The sequence below is a fragment of the Paenibacillus spiritus genome (genome assembly GCF_008710135.1).
Classification (GTDB): Bacteria; Bacillota; Bacilli; order Paenibacillales; family Paenibacillaceae; genus Paenibacillus_AQ; species Paenibacillus_AQ glufosinatiresistens.
In genome coordinates this window covers 128246-147159 of the sequence record NZ_VYKK01000001.1, presented here as the reverse complement: position 1 = coordinate 147159, position 18914 = coordinate 128246, and the positions used below count along the sequence as shown (strand labels likewise).

Below are 18914 nucleotides of genomic sequence, written 5' to 3'. Positions count from 1 at the left end.
TTTATTGGCGCGCTGCGCTAAGGGCGGCGCTTCAGCGAAGCGCCGTTCGTCCCGATGACTTCTCTGTACCAGTGGAACGATTTTTTGCGGTATCGTTCCAGGGTGCCGGAGCCGTCATCGTGCCGGTCAACATAAATGAAGCCGTAGCGCTTCTTGAGCTGGGCTGTCGAGAAGCTGACGCAGTCAATGCAGCCCCATGCCGTGTAACCCAGGACTTCCACGCCGTCCTGAATGGCTTCCCATACCTGAATCAAATGATCGTTCATGTATTCGATCCGGTAATCATCTTCTACCGTCGGCATCCCGTCCTGAACGATCAGCTTGTCGGCTGCTCCCAGTCCGTTCTCTACAATGAAGAGCGGCTTCTGGTAGCGGTCATAGAACTGGTTGAGCGCATACCGCAGACCCTGCGGATCGATCTGCCAGCCCCATTCGCTGGCTTCCAGATACGGATTGGCCACGCCGCCGAAGATGTTGCCTTCTCCCTTCCGGTGCTGGGAGGGGTCGGCGGCCTGACAGATACTCATGTAATAGCTGAACGACAGAAAGTCCACCGTATGCCGCAGCGTCTCTTCGTCGTCGGGCTCCATTGCGATGCGGATGCCGTTCTCGCGGAAGAAGCGCTGCATGTAGCCGGGATAGCGGCCGCGTAAGTGCACGTCGGCAAAGAATTGGTTCTTGTGCTCATATTCCATCGCGGCAATGACATCATCCGGAGCCGGAGTAATGGGGTAAGCAGGCAGGCTGAGCACCATGCAGCCGATCTTCGCATCCGGAATTATTTGGTGACAGAGCTGAACCGCACGGGCGCTGGCCACGAGTTCGTGATGGATAGCCTGGTAGAGATCCTGGCGGCTCAGCCGGTCCTTGGGCGTCGAGATGCCGCCGCTCATGAACGGCGCTTCCAGGATTGAATTGATCTCGTTGAAGGTCAGCCAGTATTTCACTTTCTCCCGGTAGCGAGTGAACACGGTCTCGGCATACCGGGTATAGAAACCGATCATCCTGCGGTTGACCCAGCCGTCATAGGTGCGGGACAGGTGCAGCGGGGTCTCGTAGTGGGAGAGGGTAACCATCGGCTGAATCCCGTATTTCAGACATTCATCGAACAGATCGTCATAGAATTGCAGGCCCGCCTCGTTAGGTTCGGCCTCGTCTCCCTTGGGGAAGATGCGCGACCAGGCGATGGAAGTGCGGAACACCTTGAATCCCATCTCCGCGAGCAGCCGGATGTCTTCCGGGTAACGGTGATAGAAGTCGATAGCAATCAGCTTCATATTCTTTGGGGTGGGCGCTTCGGTAACCGGACCGACAATCCCCTGCGGAGTTACGTCCTGGGTGGACAGTCCTTTGCCCCCTTCCTGATAAGCGCCTTCTACCTGATTCGCAGCGACGGCTCCGCCCCACAGGAAGCCTTCGGGAAAAGCATAAGAAGATTCATTCGCGTGCACAGCGTTCACTCCGTTTCTTAAGAGGATGGTTAGCTATAGACTGGACGAACGGCAAGAACTTCATACGGCCGGCAAGTGCGGCGGCTATTTCAGCAGACGCTTGATCCACTTCAGCTTCTTCGCGCTGTACGGAGGAAAGAGCAGCGGCAGCCCTACCCGGGTGCTTTTGCGCAGTACGCTTCTCTCCCGGGAGAATGTCAGGAAGCTGTAGCGTCCGTGGTATTGTCCCATTCCGGAAGGACCGACTCCGCCGAAGGGCAGCTTCGGATTGGCCAGGTGGGTAATCGTATCGTTGATGCTGACGCCTCCGGATGGCGCGGCGTCCAGAACCCGTTTCTCGGTCTGGCGATTCCCGGTGAAGAGGTAGAGAGCGAGCGGTTTCGGTCTTCGGCGGATTTCGGCCAGCAGCTGGTCCAGATCGGTATAGGTCAGCACAGGCAAAAGGGGGCCAAAAAGCTCGTCCTCCATGGAAGGCGAACGAAAGTCCGCTTCGATCAGGGTCGGACCGATATACCGGGCCTCCCGGTCCGTGTCTCCGCCTGCAAGCACGGCGGAGCGTTCCCGTTCCAGCAGGCCGTTTAGCCGGGTCCAGTGCCGGTCGTTCACAATCCGGCCGAAATCGGGGCTCTGCTCCGGCCGCTCGCCGTAGAATTCCCGGAGGGTCTGCTGAATCCGGGCGATCAATTCGTCCTTGACGGAAGCATGGACGGCAACGTAATCGGGAGCGACGCAGGTCTGGCCGGCGTTGGTCATCTTCCCCCAGACAATCCGCTTGGCGGCGGCATCGAGTCTGGCCGTCTCATCAACGATGGCCGGGCTCTTGCCGCCGAGCTCCAGGGCCACAGGAGTCAGGCGCTTCGCGGCCGCTTGCATGACCACCCGGCCCACCGGCACGCTGCCGGTGAAGAAGATAAAGTCGAACGGCGCATCCAGCAGGGCGGTCACGGTATCCACTCCGCCGCTGACAACCCGGATATAAGCCGGGTCGAACGTCTCTCCGATAAGAGAACCCAGGACCTGCTCGGTGCGGGGCGTCATCTCCGAAGGCTTGAGCACGGCGCAGTTGCCGGCGGCAATCGCTCCGATCAGCGGCTCGATGAGCAGTTGAAACGGATAATTGTAAGGGCCGATAATCAGCGCCGTGCCGTAAGGTTCGTGGCGAATCCGGCTGCTGGAGAGAAAGAGCCGGAGCGGGGTCGCGACCCGGCGGGTTCGGGCCCATTGGGGCAGATGGCGGATCGTATCTCGGATACTGCTTAAGGTAAAGCCGATCTCGGTGGTGTAGGCTTCGAACTCCGATTTGCCAAGGTCCAGCCGCAGCGCCTCCGCCAGATCCCGTTCATGCCGAAGGATGGCCTCGCGCAGCTTCTGAAGCTGCCGGACCCGGAACCCGACGGGCAGAGTCTGTCCCGATTCAAAATACTGCCGATGCTCCTGAAGCATCCGCCCGGTATCCGGGATGCCAATGCCGGCGGAATTCATATCCATCATTCTCCTTGGACGCTGATTCAGCGTCATCATTAGTCTTCACGCTTCAATATAATTCATGGGGGTTCCGGCGTCCAGCAAGGAAGAGAGCCGCTTTATCGTCCTGGGGGCGCCCCTTCAGGCCGACCCCGGTCCGGCTCCGCCCCCGCCTTAGGTCCAGTCGCAAAAACCGTCCTCGGTCTGTTTTGGAAGAGACGCCTTTCACCTAGAATAAAGACATAAGGAAGACAGCAACGAAAGGCGGTGAGAGACATGAACAAGAATAGAGGTAACGGATTTGCAGTGGTTCTGATCGCGATCGGCGCGATTCTGCTGCTGGGTGCGCTGGGGCCCTTGATTCACGGGTTGTTCCGGCTGGTGTTCCCGATCCTGCTCGTGCTGATTGGGTACTACGCCGTGAACAGAGGCCACAAGCTGATCGGATTCGCAGTGATGTTCGTCGGGATTCTGTCCCTGATTAACAAGCTGGCCTGGCTGATTGGCCCGCTGCTGGGCATTGCGCTGCTGGTATGGGGGATTTCGGTTCTCCGCGGCAGCCGTCCCCGCCGGTACTAAGCGTATACAAGGAAAGATGAATGGTCCCCGGCTCAGCCGGGAGAAGCAAGGAGGGAGCGGCAAAACATGAGCGTGTTTCGACGAATGCGGGATATCACCGTAGCTAATTTGAATGAACGGCTGGAGCAGGCGCAGGACCCGGTCAAGCTGATTGATCAGTTTCTGCATTCGACCCGTCAGGAGATCAGTGAGGTCGAAGCCCTGTACAATCAGTATTCCCAACATACGAAGCAGCTGCAGTCGCAGGTGAATCAGGCGGCGGCGATGCGGGACAAGCGCGAAGAGCAGGCGATGCTTGCCCTGAAGGCGGGCGAGGAGAATCTGGCCAAGCTGGCGCTTCAGGAGAAGATCATCCATGAGGAGAAGCTGGAGCAGTACAGCGGTCTGCTGGATCAGAGCCGACAGTCGCTGATGGAGCTGGAAGGACAATTAAGCGAGCTTAAGCTGGAATACCAGACCGTATACAGCAAGCGCCAATATTATGCGGCCCGGATGGAGAGTCTGCGGCTGCAGCAGCGGATGAATGCCCGCTCCGCCGCCCTCGGCGGGAACGGAGATGTGCCCAAGATGTTCGGCCAGCTGGAAGACCGGCTCGCCGATTGGGAACTGGAAGCCAAGAGCCTGCGCGATCTGCGCCGGATGGGCCAGGAATATGCGACCGCAGCCGGCGAGACGGTAGCGACGGTGCTGGAACGCGAGATGGCGAAGCTGAAGGAGAAACTGAACCGGAATGGAAAGGAGTAGCGCTATGACCCGATTGTACCGATCGAACCGGGACCGGGTAATGACCGGACTTGCCGGGGGATTGGCGGAAATCGTCGGCATGGACTCTACGCTGCTGCGAATTCTGCTGCTCATTGCGATTCCGTTCACGGGCGGCGCCGTCATCCCGGTCTACTTCATCGCCGCACTGATTATTCCGCGGGAGTATCATTACCCCGGCGATCCCTATGCAGGTCCGCCCAGAGGAGACCGTTACGGTTATCCCGGCGGCTACCCGGGCGGCTATCCCGGCGGTTACCCGCACAGCGGCCCCCGCAGCTGCGGAAGCCGCGGACCGGCGGCGCAGCCGGGACCGGGCGGCTACGGCTACAGCCATGCGGGCAGACCGGAGGCGGCCGATTCCACCCTGGATGAAATGATGAAAGACATTGAGAAGAAAGCCCTCCGCAAGGAAGTTGAAGACTTAAAACGCAGATTGGCCCAATATGAGAATTCGAAGGGAGAACGTTAATTATGGGAGTATTTCAACGCATTAAGGATATGACAAAGGCATCGGTCAACGATTTGCTGGATAAAGTGGAAGATCCGATTGTGATGCTGAATCAGTATCTGCGCGACATGGAGGCCGAGATTCATGAGGCCGAGGTGACGGTCGCCAAGCAGATGGCGAATGAGCGCCGGATGAAGCAGCGTGTGGAAGAAGCTGCGAAGCTGGCCGGACAGCGCACGTCGCAGGCCGAACTGGCACTGAAGAACGGCCAGGAGGAAGTCGCGCGGAAGCTGCTGGAAGAGAAGATTTATTTTGACCAGAAGTATGCGGAATACAGTGACCTGCACGTCCAGGCCGATACGCACGCCAAGGAATTGGTGCAGCAGCTTCATGATATGAAGGATGAATTCTACAAGCTGCGCAACAAGCGCAACGAGCTCGTATCCCGCGCCCAGATGGCCAAGGCCAAGAAGCAGATGTCGCAGATCAGCAGCGTGCACAGCATTGAGAGCGGCAGTGCGTCGCTTGGCTTCCACCGGATGGAAGAGAAGATCATGCAGATGGAAGCGGAAGCCGATGTCATGCGTGCCCCGTACCAACCGCAGAGCGCAGCGGCTTACAGCCCGCTGGATGCCCAGAAGCAGCTCAAGGTGGAAGAGCAGCTGAATGCGCTGAAGAATAAGCTCGGCGGCGGCTCCTCCGCTCCGGAAGCCGCTTCGGATAAAGCGGCGGAGTAATCGTCCGAAAGTCGGACGCCGTCCAAGCAATTCGGCAGCGCCGGCCACTAAGGTCCGGGAGCCTGCTGCAAAAAATCGGTTCCAAGCGGAACCCGGGATATGCTATTCTTAAACAGGGAAAGCCATGCGGTATGGACCACATATCGTAATGGCTTTTCCGGCTGTTTGGTCCGGTCGCCATTTGGGACGGGCGGCTATGCACACGACGCGAAGAGGAGGCGGGGGAAATGGAGAAACGGAACCGGATGCTGGCGATCCTGTTCATCGGGGCCGGGGTTCTGCTCATATTCGGCAGATGGCTCGGGTTCCTGTCCATTGTAGCGCTGCTTCTCCTGCTGGCGGGCGTGTACCGGACAACCAACGGCGATGTGAAGAAGGGATACCGGCTGCTTGGAGCAGGCGCTATTCTGCTCGTGCTGGACCATCTTGTCCTGGTTCTGGGCGTGGTGCTGCTCTCGCTTGGCCTGTTCATCGTCCGGTCCCGGCGGCTGATGCAGGGGAGAAGGCATGTCCAGAAGCAGAACTTCTCTTCAGGCTTCGACTGGGACCGCCATCCGTGGATGATGGGCAACCTCAGCGCCTGGCATGTGCTGGGCCAGACCGACATTGACCTGTCGCTGGCCATGGCGGAGGAACGCGAGACCGTGATGCTGTTCCAGGGCATCTTCGGCGATACCGATCTGCATCTGGCGGAAGGCTACGGAATCGAGATTGAGGCCTTCGTGCTGTTCGGTTCGATTGATCTGGGGACCCAGCGCGACACGGGGATGATGAACCGGCTGAACTGGAAATCCGCGAATTATGACACGAGCGAATACCGGGTCAAGATTTGTATTTCTTATCTGATGGGCGATCTGGATATTACACTGCCTTGAGACGGCAGGGCGGGAGAGGAGAGCGGTCTGGGATGAACGAACGCAAGCCTTCCAGCATCATATCGCGCAGTATGCGCGAGGGAGCTCTTCTGTCCTTCGCGCTGCTGCTCATTGTGCTGTATATGCTCTATACATACGGTTATTTCAAGCCCTTCGCCGATTGGGAGATCGGCGTCCGCACCGTGGCGGGGCTGCTCCTGCTGCCGCTCGCCCTCGGAGCCGGCTGGGGCTTCTATCAGGGCTTCCGCATGAAGCGGCGGCTGGACCGGCTGAGGGAGACGCTGCTTCTCTGGGAGAAGGGCAATCTGCGGCTATCCATGCCGCCGCTCGGCGACGATGAGCTGGGCCGGCTCGGCGAACAGCTGGAGACGATCAGCGGCAAATGGGAGGACCAGGTCACGACGCTGCAGCGGCTGTCGACGAACAACGCCCAGCTCGCCGAGCAGGCGCGGATGACGGCCATCGTCGAGGAACGGCAGCGGCTGGCGCGGGAGCTGCACGACGCCGTGTCGCAGCAGCTGTTCGCAATTTCGATGACGGCGACGGCCGTGGGCCGGACGCTGGAGAAGGATTTTGACAAGGCGCAGCGGCAGATTGCTCTGATTGAGGAGATGGCGGCGGTGGCGCAGTCGGAGATGCGGGCGCTGCTGCTGCATCTGCGGCCCGTCTATCTGGACGGGAAGGGGCTGGAGCAGGGCATCCGGGAGCTGATCAAGGAACTGAAGGTCAAGGTGCCGATGGATATTGTATTCGAGATGGATCCGGGCATTCAGCTGCTGAAGGGCGTGGAGAACCACCTGTTCCGGATTGTGCAGGAAGCCATCTCCAATACGCTCAGGCATGCGAAGGCCACCCGGATGGAGATTCGGATTCACCGGCGCGGGGACACGGTGCGGATGACGCTGCGCGACGACGGCGTCGGCTTCGAGCTGGATGAGGAGAAGCAGACTTCCTATGGGCTCTCCAACATGCGGGAGCGCATGACGGAGACCGGCGGCTCGATTCAGTTCATTACCGCGCCCGGACGCGGCACCCGCATCGAAGTCGTCGTTCCTCTGTTGGCCGAAGAGCCGGAGGGAACGGCAGCGCCCGCGGGGGGCGGACGGACGGAGGAACATGGAGCCCAATAGCAGAAGCGGGACGGACCGGCTGCGGTCAATCAGACAGGGAGGAGACGAGAGAGCGATGGAGAGCGACAAGCTCATCAAAGTGCTGCTGGTGGACGATCACGAGATGGTCCGCATTGGACTGGCGGCGGTGCTGGGCACGGAAGACGGCATCGAGGTGGTCGGCGAAGCGGGCAGCGGCGAGGAAGGCATCCGGCTGGCGCAGGAGTACAAGCCGGATGTGGTGCTGATGGACCTGGTGATGGAGGGCATGGACGGCATCGAAACGACGCGGCAGCTGATGAAGCTGTATCCCGAATGCAAGGTGATTGTGCTGACGAGCTATCTGGACGATGAGAAGATGTATCCGGTGATTGAAGCCGGCGCGTTCAGCTATCTGCTCAAAACCTCCCGCGCCGCCGAGGTGGCGGACGCCATCCGGGCCGCAGCACGGGGACAATCCGTGCTGGAATCGCAGGTGGCCTCGAAGATGATGAACCGGTTCCGGCATCATGCCCATGAGGAGATTCCGCTGCACCAGGAGCTGACGGACCGGGAGATGGAAGTGCTGAAGCTGCTGGCCCAGGGCAAGTCCAATCAGGACATTGCGGACCAGCTGATCATCGGCATCAAGACGGTGAAGTTCCATGTCACCAATATTTTGGCCAAACTGAATGTCGAGGACCGCACGCAGGCGGCGATCTACGCTTATAAGAACGGACTGGCGGAGTAAGGAGCCTGTCCGTTTTTCTTTGGACCCGTCTTACGCGTATGGGGAATAGAATCTCCCAATTCCGGGCATCCTGACTGATAGATTGATAGCAGCGGATGGGGGAGAAGAAGAATGAACAAGGCGGAGCGGAAGGGTACAGGACGGGAAGCAGGCAGAGGGAAGAACCGGGCGAAGCAGGACCGCAGAAGCGGCGCGGTCTCCGGAGCCGTCTGGCTGATGCTGGCGGTGCTGGTTGCCGCCGCCTTCTGGGGGATCGGCCCGGGAAGCCGGGCCGGGGCTGAATCCGGCGGGGCGGAGCGGGAAGCCGCGGGACTCCCGGCGGCTCTGGAGCGGCTTGCGGCGCTCGGCCGCAGCGCGGCGGCGGAGGGCGCTCCGCTCCGCCTCGTAGTGAAATGGCAGGGTGAGTACGATGGTCCGGCCGGGGACCGGGCCGCCGCTTCCCTGGCGGCGGCGCTGAACCTGCGGCTGGTGTCGCAGGGCGAAGAGGATGGACACCGGACGCTGCGCTGCGGAAGCGCGGAGGACGGCGTCCGGGTCAGCCTCTTCTGGAGCGAGCTTGCGGGCGGCAGCCACTACGCAATCGTGACGCTGGAGACCCGCGACCTGGCGGCAGCGCCCGGCCTGCCTGCGGCTGCCGCCGAAGCCGGGGCCGCCATGGCCGCAGCCGGCGTCCGGGCCGAGTGGAACGCCGCCATCCAGGGCGAGTCCCGGAAACAGGGGACTCCGGAAGAGGCGGCGGCCGGAGCCGAGGGCGTTCTGGCGAAGCTGCTGCCCGGCTCCGAGGCATTGGAACAGTATGAGGACGCCGCCACGGTCAGCCGTTCCTACCGCGTTCCGGGTCTCGAGCGGACGGTTCCCGGCAGCAAGGGCGAGCTTGCCGCCCAGATCGCCGTTCACCGGAGCAGCGGCGACGGACGGGAGCGCGTCACGATCGGGCTGCCGCTGATTACGGTGGAGTATTGAACCCGGCCGCGGCCGGAGTATCAGCCCAACTATAAGCCGCTATAAGAAAGAGTAATTGAAAAGTACTGAAATCCGACGCAAACTGTCAGGTATCCCATAGCATACACCGGATGATTATGATAAAATGACATCACGCCAGTATGGCGAATGAGAATGGATTTCAATACACTATATTACATAGAGAGATGAGGAGCCATGGCTGATAACGTAACCTTTGACGCACCGCAAGCGCCCGGTGCCGTATTTTTTATTTTTGGCGCCACCGGCGATTTGGCTCGCCGGAAGCTGTTTCCGGCTATTTACAGCCTGTATCGGGAAGGCAAGCTGACAGAGGACTTCGCCGTCATCGGCGTGGCCCGGCGTCCCCGCACTCCGTCCGAATTCCATGAGGATGTGATGGAGAGCATCCGCGAGTTCAGCCGCTACCCTGTGGCGGATGAAGAGGAATGGGCGCGCTTCGTCGATCATTTTGAATACAAATCGCTGGACATTAACAATATCGACGGCTTCCGCGAGCTGCGCGAGCAGACCGAAGCGATCGAGCGCAAGTTCGGAATTGCCGGAGGACGGCTGTTCTACCTGGCGCTGGCGCCGGAGCTGTTCGGCGGCGTCTCCTTCAATCTGAAGGCGGGCGGCATGCTCGACGGTCCGGGCTGGAACCGGCTCGTTATCGAGAAGCCGTTCGGCTACAACCTGGAATCGGCGCGGGAGCTCAACGAGCAGATCAACCAGGTGTTCAAGGAAGAGGAGATCTACCGGATCGACCACTACCTGGGCAAGGAAATGGTGCAGAATATCGAAGTGATCCGCTTCGCCAACGCGTTCTTCGAACCGCTCTGGAACAAGCAGCATATTGCGAACATCCAGATCACGCTAGGGGAGACGGTCGGCGTTGAAGAGCGCGGCGGGTATTACGACCATTCCGGAGCGCTGCGCGATATGGCCCAGAATCATATGCTCCAATTGCTGACCATGATCGCCATGGAGCCGCCGAGCCGTCTGCTGGCGGAGGACATCCGCGACGAGAAGGTGAAGGTGCTCCGTTCCCTGCGGCCGTTCTCGAGCAGCGATGAGGTGCGCAAGAACGTCGTTCGCGGCCAATACACCCAGGGGCTCTTCAAGGGCAAGACGCTGCCGGCTTACCGGCAGGAGGATAAGGTGAATCCGGAATCGACGACCGAGACGTATTTTGCGGCCCGTGTCTTCGTGGACAACTTCCGCTGGGCGGGCGTGCCGTTCTACATCCGCACCGGCAAGCGTCTTCCGGTCAAGACGACCGAGGTGGTCGTGGAGTTCAAACGGATGCCGACGAATGTGTACCTGGGCCAAAAGCATAATCTCGAGCCGAACCTGCTCGTCATTCGGGTCAACCCGATGGAAGGCATTTATGTGAAGATCAATGCCAAGAAGCCGGGCTCGGAATCCGAGATTCAGCCGCTGGCGATGGATTTCTGCCAGAGCTGCATGGTCGGCATTAACTCGCCGGAAGCCTATGAACGCCTGCTGCACGATGCCGTCCGCGGCGACTCGACCTACTTCACCCGCTGGGATGAAGTCTCATCGGCCTGGTCTTTCGTCGATAAGATCGCCGAGGCCTGGCAGGAGAGCGCCGGCGACCTGGCTTCCTATCCGGCAGGCACCTGGGGCCCTGTGGAAGCGGACCAGCTGCTTGCGCAGGACGGATTTCACTGGTGGCCGGTCAACGGTCAGGAAGAGGATAACGTCGTCTGGCGCGTGAACAGCTGACGGCAGGGCAGCAAGCGAGGATCAACAAGGATAGAAACCGGCACTCAGCAAGCGGAACCAATGACGAAATCAACAAGCGGCCATCTCCCGGAAGGGGGATGGTTTTTTTGCACAACAGGATTGAGAGAAGATTGACAACCTTTCTTAACCCGCTGCTCCCGGAAATCGCGTAATCTGAGAGAAACCCATATTACGGGAAGGAGAGGCGGCGCATGAAGAAGGGATGTCTGGCTGCGGCGGCGGTGATGCTGCTGACAAGCTGCGGACAAGGAGGGGCGGCGGAGCCCCGGAGGGGAGAAGCGCCGGCCACGCAGCAGGCGGTAAAAATCCGCCAGGCGGCGGCACCGCCAACCTCTGCGGCACCGTCGACCTCTGCGGCTCCGCCAACCTCTGCGGCACCGTCGACCTCTGCGGCTCCGCTGACCTCCGCGATTTCGCCAACCTCTGCGGCTTCCCCGGCACCGCGGTTCGAGGGAAGGAAGCCGGACGCGGAGTTGGCGGAAGCGGACGGCGGCGCGGGGGAGGGCGCTCTGCCGGAGACGGGGTCCGCAGACCCGGTCCGTTCCTTGCGCTGGTCGCTGCCGGACGAGACCGGCTGGCGGCTCGACTCGGCCGGACACGGCATGTTCAGCGCGGACAACAAGCTGTATCGGACCAAGGACGGCGGGGCCTCCTGGCGGCTGACCGCAGATTCGGCCGAAGGCAGTCTGCTGGGCGGACCGGCTTCCGGCCTGATGTTCGTCAGCCCGGATACAGGCTGGATGACGGTCGATACGCCCAGGGAAGGGGCGAGCGGCCTGTACGGCACGCAGGACGGCGGCATCCACTGGGAGCAGGCCAGTCTGGACCTGCCGGCCGGAACGGGCTATACGGAGGAGCTGCCGGTCTTTTTTGGATCAACATCCTATGGTCTGCTTCGGCTTAAGAACGACGGGACCGGGCAAGAGGCGAAGCTGTTCTACCTGACGGCGGACGGCGGAGCGCACTGGGAGGCAGAGACGGAGCGGGAAGGAAGCTTGCGCGAACTGCACTGGCGGGTGACGGACCAGGCTTCAGACAGCGGAGCTCCGGCCTCGGATGCAGAAGGGCAGGAGGGCCGAATATGGACGGTTCAAATTGGCGGGCAAAGCTGGAGCGGCAGCGGGTCAGGCTGGACAGCGGCTGACTGAACTTTTGAATGTTACCGGAAGGTCTCCGGGCGCCCTCCGGGGGGTAGCTAATCCCGGCAAGGATTTGCTATACTGAAAAGGATGCCCGCCTAAGCCGATTAACGGCCGAAGGCAGGGCCAACGTTAACGGCGCCTTGGCCGCCGGAAAGGAACCAGGCGATGAACCGCAGACCGATCTGATAGAGGGCGCCCAAGAACCGGATGTTATCGTACCTGCGCCGCTCTACATTGTTGCCAATACATGAAATGAAGGGAAATGTACAATGAGCCAAGGAATGGACTCCCTGCTGCAGAAGGAAGTGGATAAGCGCAGAACGTTCGCGATTATCTCCCATCCCGATGCCGGCAAAACCACGCTGACCGAGAAGCTGCTGCTCTTCGGCGGCGCTATCCGTCTGGCGGGAACCGTCAAGGCCCGCAAGGCGAGCAAGCACGCCACCAGCGACTGGATGGAGATCGAGAAGCAGCGCGGCATCTCGGTCACCTCTTCCGTCATGCAGTTCGACTACAACGGACACCGCATCAATATTCTGGATACTCCGGGGCACCAGGACTTCTCGGAGGATACGTACCGCACCTTGACGGCCGCCGACAGCGCGGTCATGCTGATCGACGTTGCGAAAGGCGTCGAAGCCCAGACGATCAAGCTGTTCCAGGTATGCGCCAAGCGCGGCATCCCGATCTTCACCTTCATCAACAAGCTGGACCGCGAAGGCCGCAGCCCGTTCGATCTGATGGAGGAGCTGGAGCAGGTGCTGGGCATCCGCTCGGTGCCGATGAACTGGCCGATCGGCTCGGGCCGCGAGCTGAGCGGTGTGTACGACCGGATGAAGAACCAGGTCGAGCTGTTCCAGGGCGACGACCATTCGGTCATCCAGGTGCAGAAGGTGGACGACTACCATGATCCGGTGATCCGGGAAATGGCAGGCGACTACCTGCACGATCAGCTCTGCCAGGACCTCGAGCTCTTGGACGTAGCCGGAGATCCGTTCGACTATGAGAAGGTGCTGCGCGGCGAGCTGACGCCGGTCTTCTTCGGCAGCGCAATCAACAACTTCGGCGTCCAGACGTTCCTGGAGAACTTCCTGCAGCTTGCGCCGAAGCCGGAGCCGCGCAAGAGCACGGCGGGCCCGATTGAGCCGCTCAATGAGAAGTTCACGGGCTATGTCTTCAAAATCCAGGCGAACATGAACCCGGCCCACCGGGACCGGATCGCCTTCCTTCGGATTGTCTCCGGCCAATTCCAGCGGGGCATGAGCGTCAAGCATGTCCGCGCCGGCAAGGAGATTAAGCTGTCGCAGCCGCAGCAGTTCCTGGCCCAGGACCGCGATATCGTCGAGGAGGCGTATCCCGGGGACATCATCGGCCTGTTCGACCCGGGCATCTTCCGGATCGGCGACACGCTGAGCCAGGCGGGGGATATCGAATTCGACGAGCTGCCGACGTTCTCGCCGGAGATTTTTGCCAAAGTCAGCATCAAGAACGCCTTGAAATCGAAGCAGTTCCAGAAGGGCATCGACCAGCTGACGGAGGAGGGCATGATTCAGGTCTTCCGCACGGTCAGCTTCGACGACATTATTCTCGGCGTGGTCGGACAGCTTCAGTTCGAGGTGTTCGAGTACCGGATGAAGGGTGAATACGGCGTCGATGTGCAGCTTCAGCGGATGCCGTACCAGTTCGCGCGCTGGTTCATCGACGAGAGCAAGCCTGACCCGGGCAAGTTCCGGATCAATTCCACGCTGGTTACCGACAAGAAGGGGAACCATGTGGTGCTGTTCGAGAATGAATATGCGATGCGGACGGCGATCGACAAGAACCCGAGTGCGAAGTTTCTCTCGACCGCGCCCTAAGGCGCGGCTGCCGCTGGCGCCTTAGGGCGCCGGCGTTTTTTGTAAGCAGACAGGTGCGATAGACACGGTTAGAGGGGGAAGAAGAAATGAGACTGCCGGAGAATCTGCGGCCGGACTGCGAACGCTGCCTGGGATTATGCTGCGCGGCGCTGCCTTTTGCGCGGTCTGCGGATTTTGCTTTTGACAAAATGGCGGGCGCTCCCTGTCCCCACCTGACGGCCGAATGCCGGTGCGGCATTCATGCGGAGCTGCGGGAGCGGGGGATGAAGGGCTGCACCGTCTACGAATGCTTCGGTGCGGGACAGAAGCTGACCCAGGTCACGTACAAGGGTCGTTCCTGGCAGGACCACCCCGAGCAGCGGGAAGAGATGTTCGCCGTCTTCACGGTCCTGCAGCAGCTTCATGAAATGCTGGCGCTGCTGACGGAAGCGGGCTGGCGCGCGGAGGGCCTTCTCGCGGAAGAAGCGGCCGCAGAGCGGGAGCGGCTGGCGCTGCTGGCAGAGCTTGCGCCTGCGGAGCTGCTGGCGCTTGCAATCGGGCCGCTGCGCGTACAGGTCGGCGGACTGCTGCGCCGGGTCAGCGCTGAGGTGCGGGCCCGGGCCGACGCCGGCCGGGAGATGAGCGGGCCGCCGCACCGCAGGAGCGGCGCTGCCGCAGCCCGCGGTGCGGCGGGCGGCAAGCGGCCGGGCGGAGGCGGAAGCGCCGCCGGCCGGGACCGGATCGGCGCCAAGCTGCGGGGCGCCGATATGGCCGGGGCGGATCTCCGCGGCACGCTGCTGATCGCCGCCGACCTGCGCGGTGCGAACCTCCGGTCGGCCGATCTGCTGGGGGCCGACCTCCGGGACGCCGACCTGTGCGGCGCGGATCTGCGCGGAGCGCTGTTCCTGACCCAGCCGCAGCTGAACGCCGCCCGGGGAGACGGGGCGGCGCGCCTGCCGGAGCATCTGCGCCGGCCGGACCACTGGCCCTTGGCGTGAAGAATAACCGACTACAGCCCGGCCGGACGACTCGTCCGCCGGGCTGCTGTCTTCCGGGCCTTCTGCTGCCGCCGGCCGCCGGTTATCTCGTCAGCGGACCGGGCTCGATGTCCTTGACCTTCTCCTCCAGCATGGCAAGCACAGTTGCCTGCTTGGGGGGATCGATCTCTTTCCAGATCAGCTCAAAGACGACTCCAAGACCGGGCAGAGCGGCTTCGGGACCGTCTACCGAGCCCTCAATCATCCGGCGCAGATCGGACTGGGACTGACCATGGATCTTGTGGATGACAGCCTGGCGCAAATCAAGCGTTACGGACATGGCGGTACCTCCCGGAGATAGGGGTCCCGTCCGGCTGCGGCTTGCCGGAGCGCATCGGTACGTGCCGGGATGCGGGGTATCCGCAGGGCGGGCCTTCCGTAATATGCCCTTTGCAACGGCGGCGCATTCAATCGGGGTGGCTCCGTATGCTATACTGTGACCTAGAAGCTCGGACAACGGGAGGATTCACGACAATGGCCAAGAAGCAGTTTGCAATTATCGGCATGGGAAGATTCGGCTCGAGCGTCGCCAAGGCGCTCAGCAGCATGGGGTACGATGTGCTCGCGATTGACGCCGACGAACAGCGGACCCAGGAGATATCCGGCATTGTCACCCATGCCGTGTCGGCCGATTCCACGGATGAGGAAGCGCTGCGCGCGCTCGATATCCATCATTTTGACGTGGTGGTTGTAGCGATTGGAGAGAATATTCAGGCCAGCATTCTGACAACGCTGATTCTGAAGGACCTGGGGGTGCGGACCATTCTGGTCAAGGCCCAGAGCGAGCTGCACGGCAAGGTCGTGGGCAAGATCGGAGCCGACAAGGTCATCTATCCCGAACGGGATATGGGCCTGCGGGTTGCGCATCATCTGGCGTCGCCGAATATCCTCGATTACATTGAATTATCGCCGGATTACAGCATTCTCGATATGAAGGCCGCCGGGTCGCTTCTCGGGCGCAATCTGAAGGAATTGGATATTCGGGCCAAATACGGCTGCAACGTGATGGCGATCCGTCACGGCGACGAGATGAATATTGCGCCGAGGGCCGAGGATCGGCTGCAGGAAGGCGATGTGCTCGTCATTGTCGGGCATAAGGACAATTTGGCGCGGCTTGAGGCGGCTTACAGCCGGGAAGAGCCGGCCCGAAGCGGCTGGAGGAGCCGCTTCTAGACACCGGGGCGGAACCGGCAGCGGCGAGCCGCGAGCGCTAAAATACAGGCGAACGAAAGGTGAAATGGATGGAGATCATGTCGGTACAGAATGCCCGGGTCAAGGAATGGGCGTCGCTGCAGGAGAAGAAACACCGGGACAAGAGCGGCACATATATCATTGAAGGCGTCCATCTGGTGCAGGAGGCGCTGCTGGCGCAGGCGGAGGTGGAGGTGCTGGCCTATTCGTCCGAGACCGGAATGCCCGCCGAGCTGAAGCCGCTGCTTCAGGATGTACCGGGAATGGAAGTCGTCGGCGTGTCGGCGGCGGTCATTGCCAAGTGCAGCAGCACCAATACGCCGCAGCCGGTCTTCGCGGTCGTGCGGAAGAAGCCGCGGGGCGCGGAGGCGCTGCTGGCAATGAAGGACGCCCTGGTCATCGTACTGGACGGCGTGCAGGACCCGGGCAATGTCGGCACCATTATCCGCAGCGCGGACGCGGCCGGCGCTGCCGGCGTCGTGCTGGGGCGCGGCTGTGCCGATCTCTACAACCCGAAGACCATCCGTTCGACGATGGGCTCGCTGTTCCATCTGCCGATTGCCGAGGCGGAGCTGGCGGAGTTGCTGCCCGAGGCGCAGCGGCGCGGAACGCTGCTGCTCAGCACTTCGCTGCAGGGAGCTGAGTCCTGCTACAGCCATGATTTTCGCGGCAGCCAGTGGCTGGTCATCGGCAGCGAAGGACGCGGCATCTCGCCGGAGACGGCGGCGCTGGTGGACAAGAGCCTGCTCATCCCGATGAAAGGCCGGGCCGAATCGCTGAACGCGGCGATGGCAGCCACGATTCTGCTGTTCGAGGGAATGCGGCAGCGGGAGATCCATCGGTAAATAAACCCGTCCCACCTGAACAGCGAATAGAGTGAGCTTGTAGGACAACCAAGCTAATTACAACGGAAGCAGAGCAGCGCAGACCAACTCAACGGGTAGAGTCTGCGTTTTTTTGCATTCCAACCAAACAGATGAATGTGCATGTTCACCAAGAGTGAATAACAAAAGGAGTGTGAATGGTTAATGAAAAAAATAGGATTAATATTAATTACAGGATGTCTCAGCCTGCTAATCGCAGGAGTCAGCTCTGCGGCGTCTTCAGTTCATCCGATTACCCTGGTTCAGAAATCCGTTGATTTTCGGCCGGTTCTCGCTCAAAGTGACAGTCAGTTCCATGACGGGCTGTTATTGGCAGAACAATCGAACGGATCGTTGGTATACTATAATCAAGCCAACCCGTTCCTTCTTTATTGACCCCTTCGGTAAAGTTATTCATACATTTGATCAAAAGTATGATTCTGAATATGTTTTTATGGACGGATTGGCTTCTGCCTATGAACCGGGAAGCGGGAAAACGGGATTTATTCACTCTTCCGGCCAACTTGTCATTCCTTATCGGTACACCTATGCCAAGGGATTCTCGGAAGAAATGGCATCTGTACAAAATTCCGCCGGCAAGTTTGGGTTTATCGACACCAAAGGGAAAACAGTCATTTCATTTAAGTATAGCAATGCCGGCAACTTCTCCGAAGGACTGGCGGCTGTTCAGAATGCACAGGGGAAGTGGGGATACGTGAACCGGAAAGGAGAACTCGCCGTTCCTTTTCAATTCAGCGCAGCTGGTAATTTCAGTAACGGATTGGCCTATGTGGCGAATTCAAGAGGAAAATACAGCTATATTGACCGTACAGGGACAACGAGAATCGCAACCCTTTCGTACAGCAGAGTCTTTGATTTTCATGATGGTGTTGCTCTCGTAAGTATGAAAACGAAGACCGGAGCAGAAAAGTTCGGTTATATGGATTCCGGCGGCAAGCTTCTCACCAAGGTGGAATTCGACTATGCCTCTTCTTCTTTCAATGGGAAGGCTGCGGTGGGAGTGAAGTCTATGGATAAAGGAATTGCAGTAATTCTGACACAGAGTCATTGATATTCCGCTTGTAATTTAACAGGACAGGAGAAGAACGATGGATCTGCAAGAAGTGTGTAACTGTATCTGTCTGCCGGATTCCATGACGGGAAAAGTGCTCGCCTGGGCAGGCCGATTCGACGAGACCGCAGCAGCGCCCTTGTCCAGAGCTCTATATGACCCCGCTGCCTGGGAAGAGGGAGTTAAAGATATAGCTCGGATTCTGGGAGAAGATCCGGATGGGAGCAAAATGCTGAGCTTTATGCTCTTGCGTGCAGCAGAGGCCTATAAGGAATATGAACAAAGAGGAATCGGAAAAGAAATTTATACGGATACGATGAAGTTCTGTACCCGATTCGTTGAGGAGCACTACAAGGTCTATGGGACCTATGCGTTCACGTGGGGCTGGTGGTTCCCGAGGCAGATTTCCCTTCGTGAATTCCGAATCGGCGCGCTGGAATATGAGATGACCGAGCAGGAAGGCAAGAAAGTGATACATATCCATATCCCCGCGGATGCCGATCTGGGGCGCGAGAGTCTTCGACAGTCCTATGCGGACGCCAGGGCGTTCTTTGCCAACTATTATCCGGAGTATGGAATGTCGGATATAGTGTGCGATTCCTGGCTGCTCTCTCCTGTTCTCGCCAAGCTGCTGCCGGAGAACTCGAAGATCGCCGGCTTTCAGAGAGCGTTCGACTTGCTGCGTGTAGATCCCGCCAACGATAGCTCTATCAGATGGGTCTATGGAAGAACGGATATTCCGCCGGACCAACTTCCCGAACTTACTTCCTTACAGAAGAAGATGAAAGTTCTGTTGGCGGAAGGCGGCAGCGTGGGCGCAGCCTACGGAAGATTGCAGCCAGACCCCTGGAAGGGATGACAGGCTGCGCCTTCGCATTGGAACCGT

19 protein-coding genes are annotated in these 18914 nt (G+C 60.0%); 16 read left to right on the top strand and 3 right to left on the bottom strand.

All coding sequences use genetic code 11. The features are described from left to right. Positions 1-17 precede the first annotated feature (17 nt). The gene (locus F4V43_RS00660; protein ID WP_150456304.1) at positions 18-1451 is read right to left on the bottom strand and encodes a glycoside hydrolase family 1 protein; all 1434 of its coding nucleotides are present in this window, start codon (positions 1449-1451) and stop codon (positions 18-20) included. Between the two features lie 84 nt (positions 1452-1535). Beyond that, a complete protein-coding gene (locus F4V43_RS00655; protein WP_150456303.1) occupies positions 1536-2933 on the bottom strand; it encodes an aldehyde dehydrogenase in 1398 nt (465 codons plus the stop codon). A 258-nt stretch (positions 2934-3191) separates the two neighbouring features. Here F4V43_RS00655 and F4V43_RS00650 point away from each other — a divergent pair, with 258 nt between their 5' ends. The 12 genes from F4V43_RS00650 (at position 3192) to F4V43_RS00595 (ending at position 14863) form a co-directional block, all read left to right on the top strand. Beyond that, positions 3192-3494 carry a LiaF transmembrane domain-containing protein gene (locus tag F4V43_RS00650; RefSeq protein ID WP_150456302.1) on the top strand — a complete coding sequence of 101 codons (303 nt, stop codon included), beginning with the start codon at positions 3192-3194 and terminating at the stop codon, positions 3492-3494. 66 nt (positions 3495-3560) lie between these two features. Further along, entirely contained in the window at positions 3561-4238 is a 678-nt protein-coding gene (locus tag F4V43_RS00645; protein ID WP_150456301.1) for a PspA/IM30 family protein, read from the top strand. Positions 4239-4242: 4 nt separating this feature from the next. Next, a complete protein-coding gene (locus F4V43_RS00640) occupies positions 4243-4728 on the top strand; it encodes a PspC domain-containing protein (protein WP_150456300.1) in 486 nt (161 codons plus the stop codon). 2 nt (positions 4729-4730) lie between these two features. Continuing rightward, positions 4731-5444 (top strand): PspA/IM30 family protein, encoded by a 714-nt coding sequence (locus F4V43_RS00635; protein WP_150456299.1) that lies wholly within the window; start codon positions 4731-4733, stop codon positions 5442-5444. Between the two features lie 227 nt (positions 5445-5671). After that, the gene (gene liaF, locus F4V43_RS00630; RefSeq protein WP_150456298.1) at positions 5672-6319 is read left to right on the top strand and encodes a cell wall-active antibiotics response protein LiaF; all 648 of its coding nucleotides are present in this window, start codon (positions 5672-5674) and stop codon (positions 6317-6319) included. A gap of 32 nt (positions 6320-6351) precedes the next feature. Further along, complete coding sequence (locus F4V43_RS00625) at positions 6352-7449, top strand: sensor histidine kinase (protein WP_150456297.1); 1098 nt, start codon at positions 6352-6354, stop codon at positions 7447-7449. Positions 7450-7504: 55 nt separating this feature from the next. Then, complete coding sequence (locus F4V43_RS00620) at positions 7505-8158, top strand: response regulator transcription factor (protein ID WP_150456324.1); 654 nt, start codon at positions 7505-7507, stop codon at positions 8156-8158. 111 nt (positions 8159-8269) lie between these two features. Beyond that, on the top strand, positions 8270-9121 hold the full coding sequence (locus F4V43_RS00615) for a YwmB family TATA-box binding protein (RefSeq protein WP_150456296.1): 852 nt from the start codon (positions 8270-8272) through the stop codon (positions 9119-9121). A 195-nt stretch (positions 9122-9316) separates the two neighbouring features. Next, entirely contained in the window at positions 9317-10867 is a 1551-nt protein-coding gene (gene zwf / locus F4V43_RS00610; protein ID WP_150456295.1) for a glucose-6-phosphate dehydrogenase, read from the top strand. Between the two features lie 212 nt (positions 10868-11079). Next, positions 11080-12036 (top strand): WD40/YVTN/BNR-like repeat-containing protein, encoded by a 957-nt coding sequence (locus tag F4V43_RS19540; protein WP_191089414.1) that lies wholly within the window; start codon positions 11080-11082, stop codon positions 12034-12036. A gap of 263 nt (positions 12037-12299) precedes the next feature. Beyond that, the gene (locus F4V43_RS00600; protein ID WP_150456294.1) at positions 12300-13886 is read left to right on the top strand and encodes a peptide chain release factor 3; all 1587 of its coding nucleotides are present in this window, start codon (positions 12300-12302) and stop codon (positions 13884-13886) included. Positions 13887-13972: 86 nt separating this feature from the next. Further along, entirely contained in the window at positions 13973-14863 is an 891-nt protein-coding gene (locus F4V43_RS00595; protein ID WP_150456293.1) for a pentapeptide repeat-containing protein, read from the top strand. A gap of 82 nt (positions 14864-14945) precedes the next feature. On the opposite strand, the gene sspI is transcribed toward F4V43_RS00595, so the two are convergent. Further along, positions 14946-15182 carry a small acid-soluble spore protein SspI gene (gene sspI, locus F4V43_RS00590; RefSeq protein WP_150456292.1) on the bottom strand — a complete coding sequence of 79 codons (237 nt, stop codon included), beginning with the start codon at positions 15180-15182 and terminating at the stop codon, positions 14946-14948. A 194-nt stretch (positions 15183-15376) separates the two neighbouring features. Between sspI and F4V43_RS00585 the strand changes: the two genes are divergently transcribed. The 4 genes from F4V43_RS00585 to F4V43_RS00570 all read left to right on the top strand — a co-directional run bounded on the left by F4V43_RS00585 (position 15377) and on the right by F4V43_RS00570 (position 18887). Continuing rightward, positions 15377-16075 carry a potassium channel family protein gene (locus tag F4V43_RS00585; protein WP_150456291.1) on the top strand — a complete coding sequence of 233 codons (699 nt, stop codon included), beginning with the start codon at positions 15377-15379 and terminating at the stop codon, positions 16073-16075. Between the two features lie 68 nt (positions 16076-16143). Further along, entirely contained in the window at positions 16144-16938 is a 795-nt protein-coding gene (locus tag F4V43_RS00580) for a TrmH family RNA methyltransferase (RefSeq protein ID WP_150456323.1), read from the top strand. A gap of 334 nt (positions 16939-17272) precedes the next feature. Further along, on the top strand, positions 17273-18028 hold the full coding sequence (locus F4V43_RS00575; protein ID WP_150456290.1) for a WG repeat-containing protein: 756 nt from the start codon (positions 17273-17275) through the stop codon (positions 18026-18028). A 37-nt stretch (positions 18029-18065) separates the two neighbouring features. Then, positions 18066-18887 carry an acyltransferase domain-containing protein gene (locus F4V43_RS00570; protein ID WP_150456289.1) on the top strand — a complete coding sequence of 274 codons (822 nt, stop codon included), beginning with the start codon at positions 18066-18068 and terminating at the stop codon, positions 18885-18887. The last annotated feature ends 27 nt before the right edge of the window (positions 18888-18914 follow it).

What these genes read in the sequence shown, in the direction of transcription:
- F4V43_RS19540 (WP_191089414.1), top strand. Translation starts at nt 11,080, where the DNA reads ATGAAGAAGGGATGTCTGGCTGCGGCGGCGGTGATGCTGCTGACAAGC.
- F4V43_RS00620 (WP_150456324.1), top strand. Translation starts at nt 7,505, where the DNA reads ATGGAGAGCGACAAGCTCATCAAAGTGCTGCTGGTGGACGATCACGAG.
- F4V43_RS00625 (WP_150456297.1), top strand. Translation starts at nt 6,352, where the DNA reads ATGAACGAACGCAAGCCTTCCAGCATCATATCGCGCAGTATGCGCGAG.
- F4V43_RS00600 (WP_150456294.1), top strand. Translation starts at nt 12,300, where the DNA reads ATGAGCCAAGGAATGGACTCCCTGCTGCAGAAGGAAGTGGATAAGCGC.
- sspI (WP_150456292.1), bottom strand. Translation starts at nt 15,182, where the DNA reads ATGTCCGTAACGCTTGATTTGCGCCAGGCTGTCATCCACAAGATCCAT.
- F4V43_RS00570 (WP_150456289.1), top strand. Translation starts at nt 18,066, where the DNA reads ATGGATCTGCAAGAAGTGTGTAACTGTATCTGTCTGCCGGATTCCATG.
- F4V43_RS00595 (WP_150456293.1), top strand. Translation starts at nt 13,973, where the DNA reads ATGAGACTGCCGGAGAATCTGCGGCCGGACTGCGAACGCTGCCTGGGA.
- F4V43_RS00585 (WP_150456291.1), top strand. Translation starts at nt 15,377, where the DNA reads ATGGCCAAGAAGCAGTTTGCAATTATCGGCATGGGAAGATTCGGCTCG.
- F4V43_RS00640 (WP_150456300.1), top strand. Translation starts at nt 4,243, where the DNA reads ATGACCCGATTGTACCGATCGAACCGGGACCGGGTAATGACCGGACTT.
- zwf (WP_150456295.1), top strand. Translation starts at nt 9,317, where the DNA reads ATGGCTGATAACGTAACCTTTGACGCACCGCAAGCGCCCGGTGCCGTA.
- F4V43_RS00635 (WP_150456299.1), top strand. Translation starts at nt 4,731, where the DNA reads ATGGGAGTATTTCAACGCATTAAGGATATGACAAAGGCATCGGTCAAC.
- F4V43_RS00575 (WP_150456290.1), top strand. Translation starts at nt 17,273, where the DNA reads ATGACGGGCTGTTATTGGCAGAACAATCGAACGGATCGTTGGTATACT.
- F4V43_RS00615 (WP_150456296.1), top strand. Translation starts at nt 8,270, where the DNA reads ATGAACAAGGCGGAGCGGAAGGGTACAGGACGGGAAGCAGGCAGAGGG.
- F4V43_RS00650 (WP_150456302.1), top strand. Translation starts at nt 3,192, where the DNA reads ATGAACAAGAATAGAGGTAACGGATTTGCAGTGGTTCTGATCGCGATC.
- liaF (WP_150456298.1), top strand. Translation starts at nt 5,672, where the DNA reads ATGGAGAAACGGAACCGGATGCTGGCGATCCTGTTCATCGGGGCCGGG.
- F4V43_RS00655 (WP_150456303.1), bottom strand. Translation starts at nt 2,933, where the DNA reads ATGAATTCCGCCGGCATTGGCATCCCGGATACCGGGCGGATGCTTCAG.
- F4V43_RS00580 (WP_150456323.1), top strand. Translation starts at nt 16,144, where the DNA reads ATGGAGATCATGTCGGTACAGAATGCCCGGGTCAAGGAATGGGCGTCG.
- F4V43_RS00645 (WP_150456301.1), top strand. Translation starts at nt 3,561, where the DNA reads ATGAGCGTGTTTCGACGAATGCGGGATATCACCGTAGCTAATTTGAAT.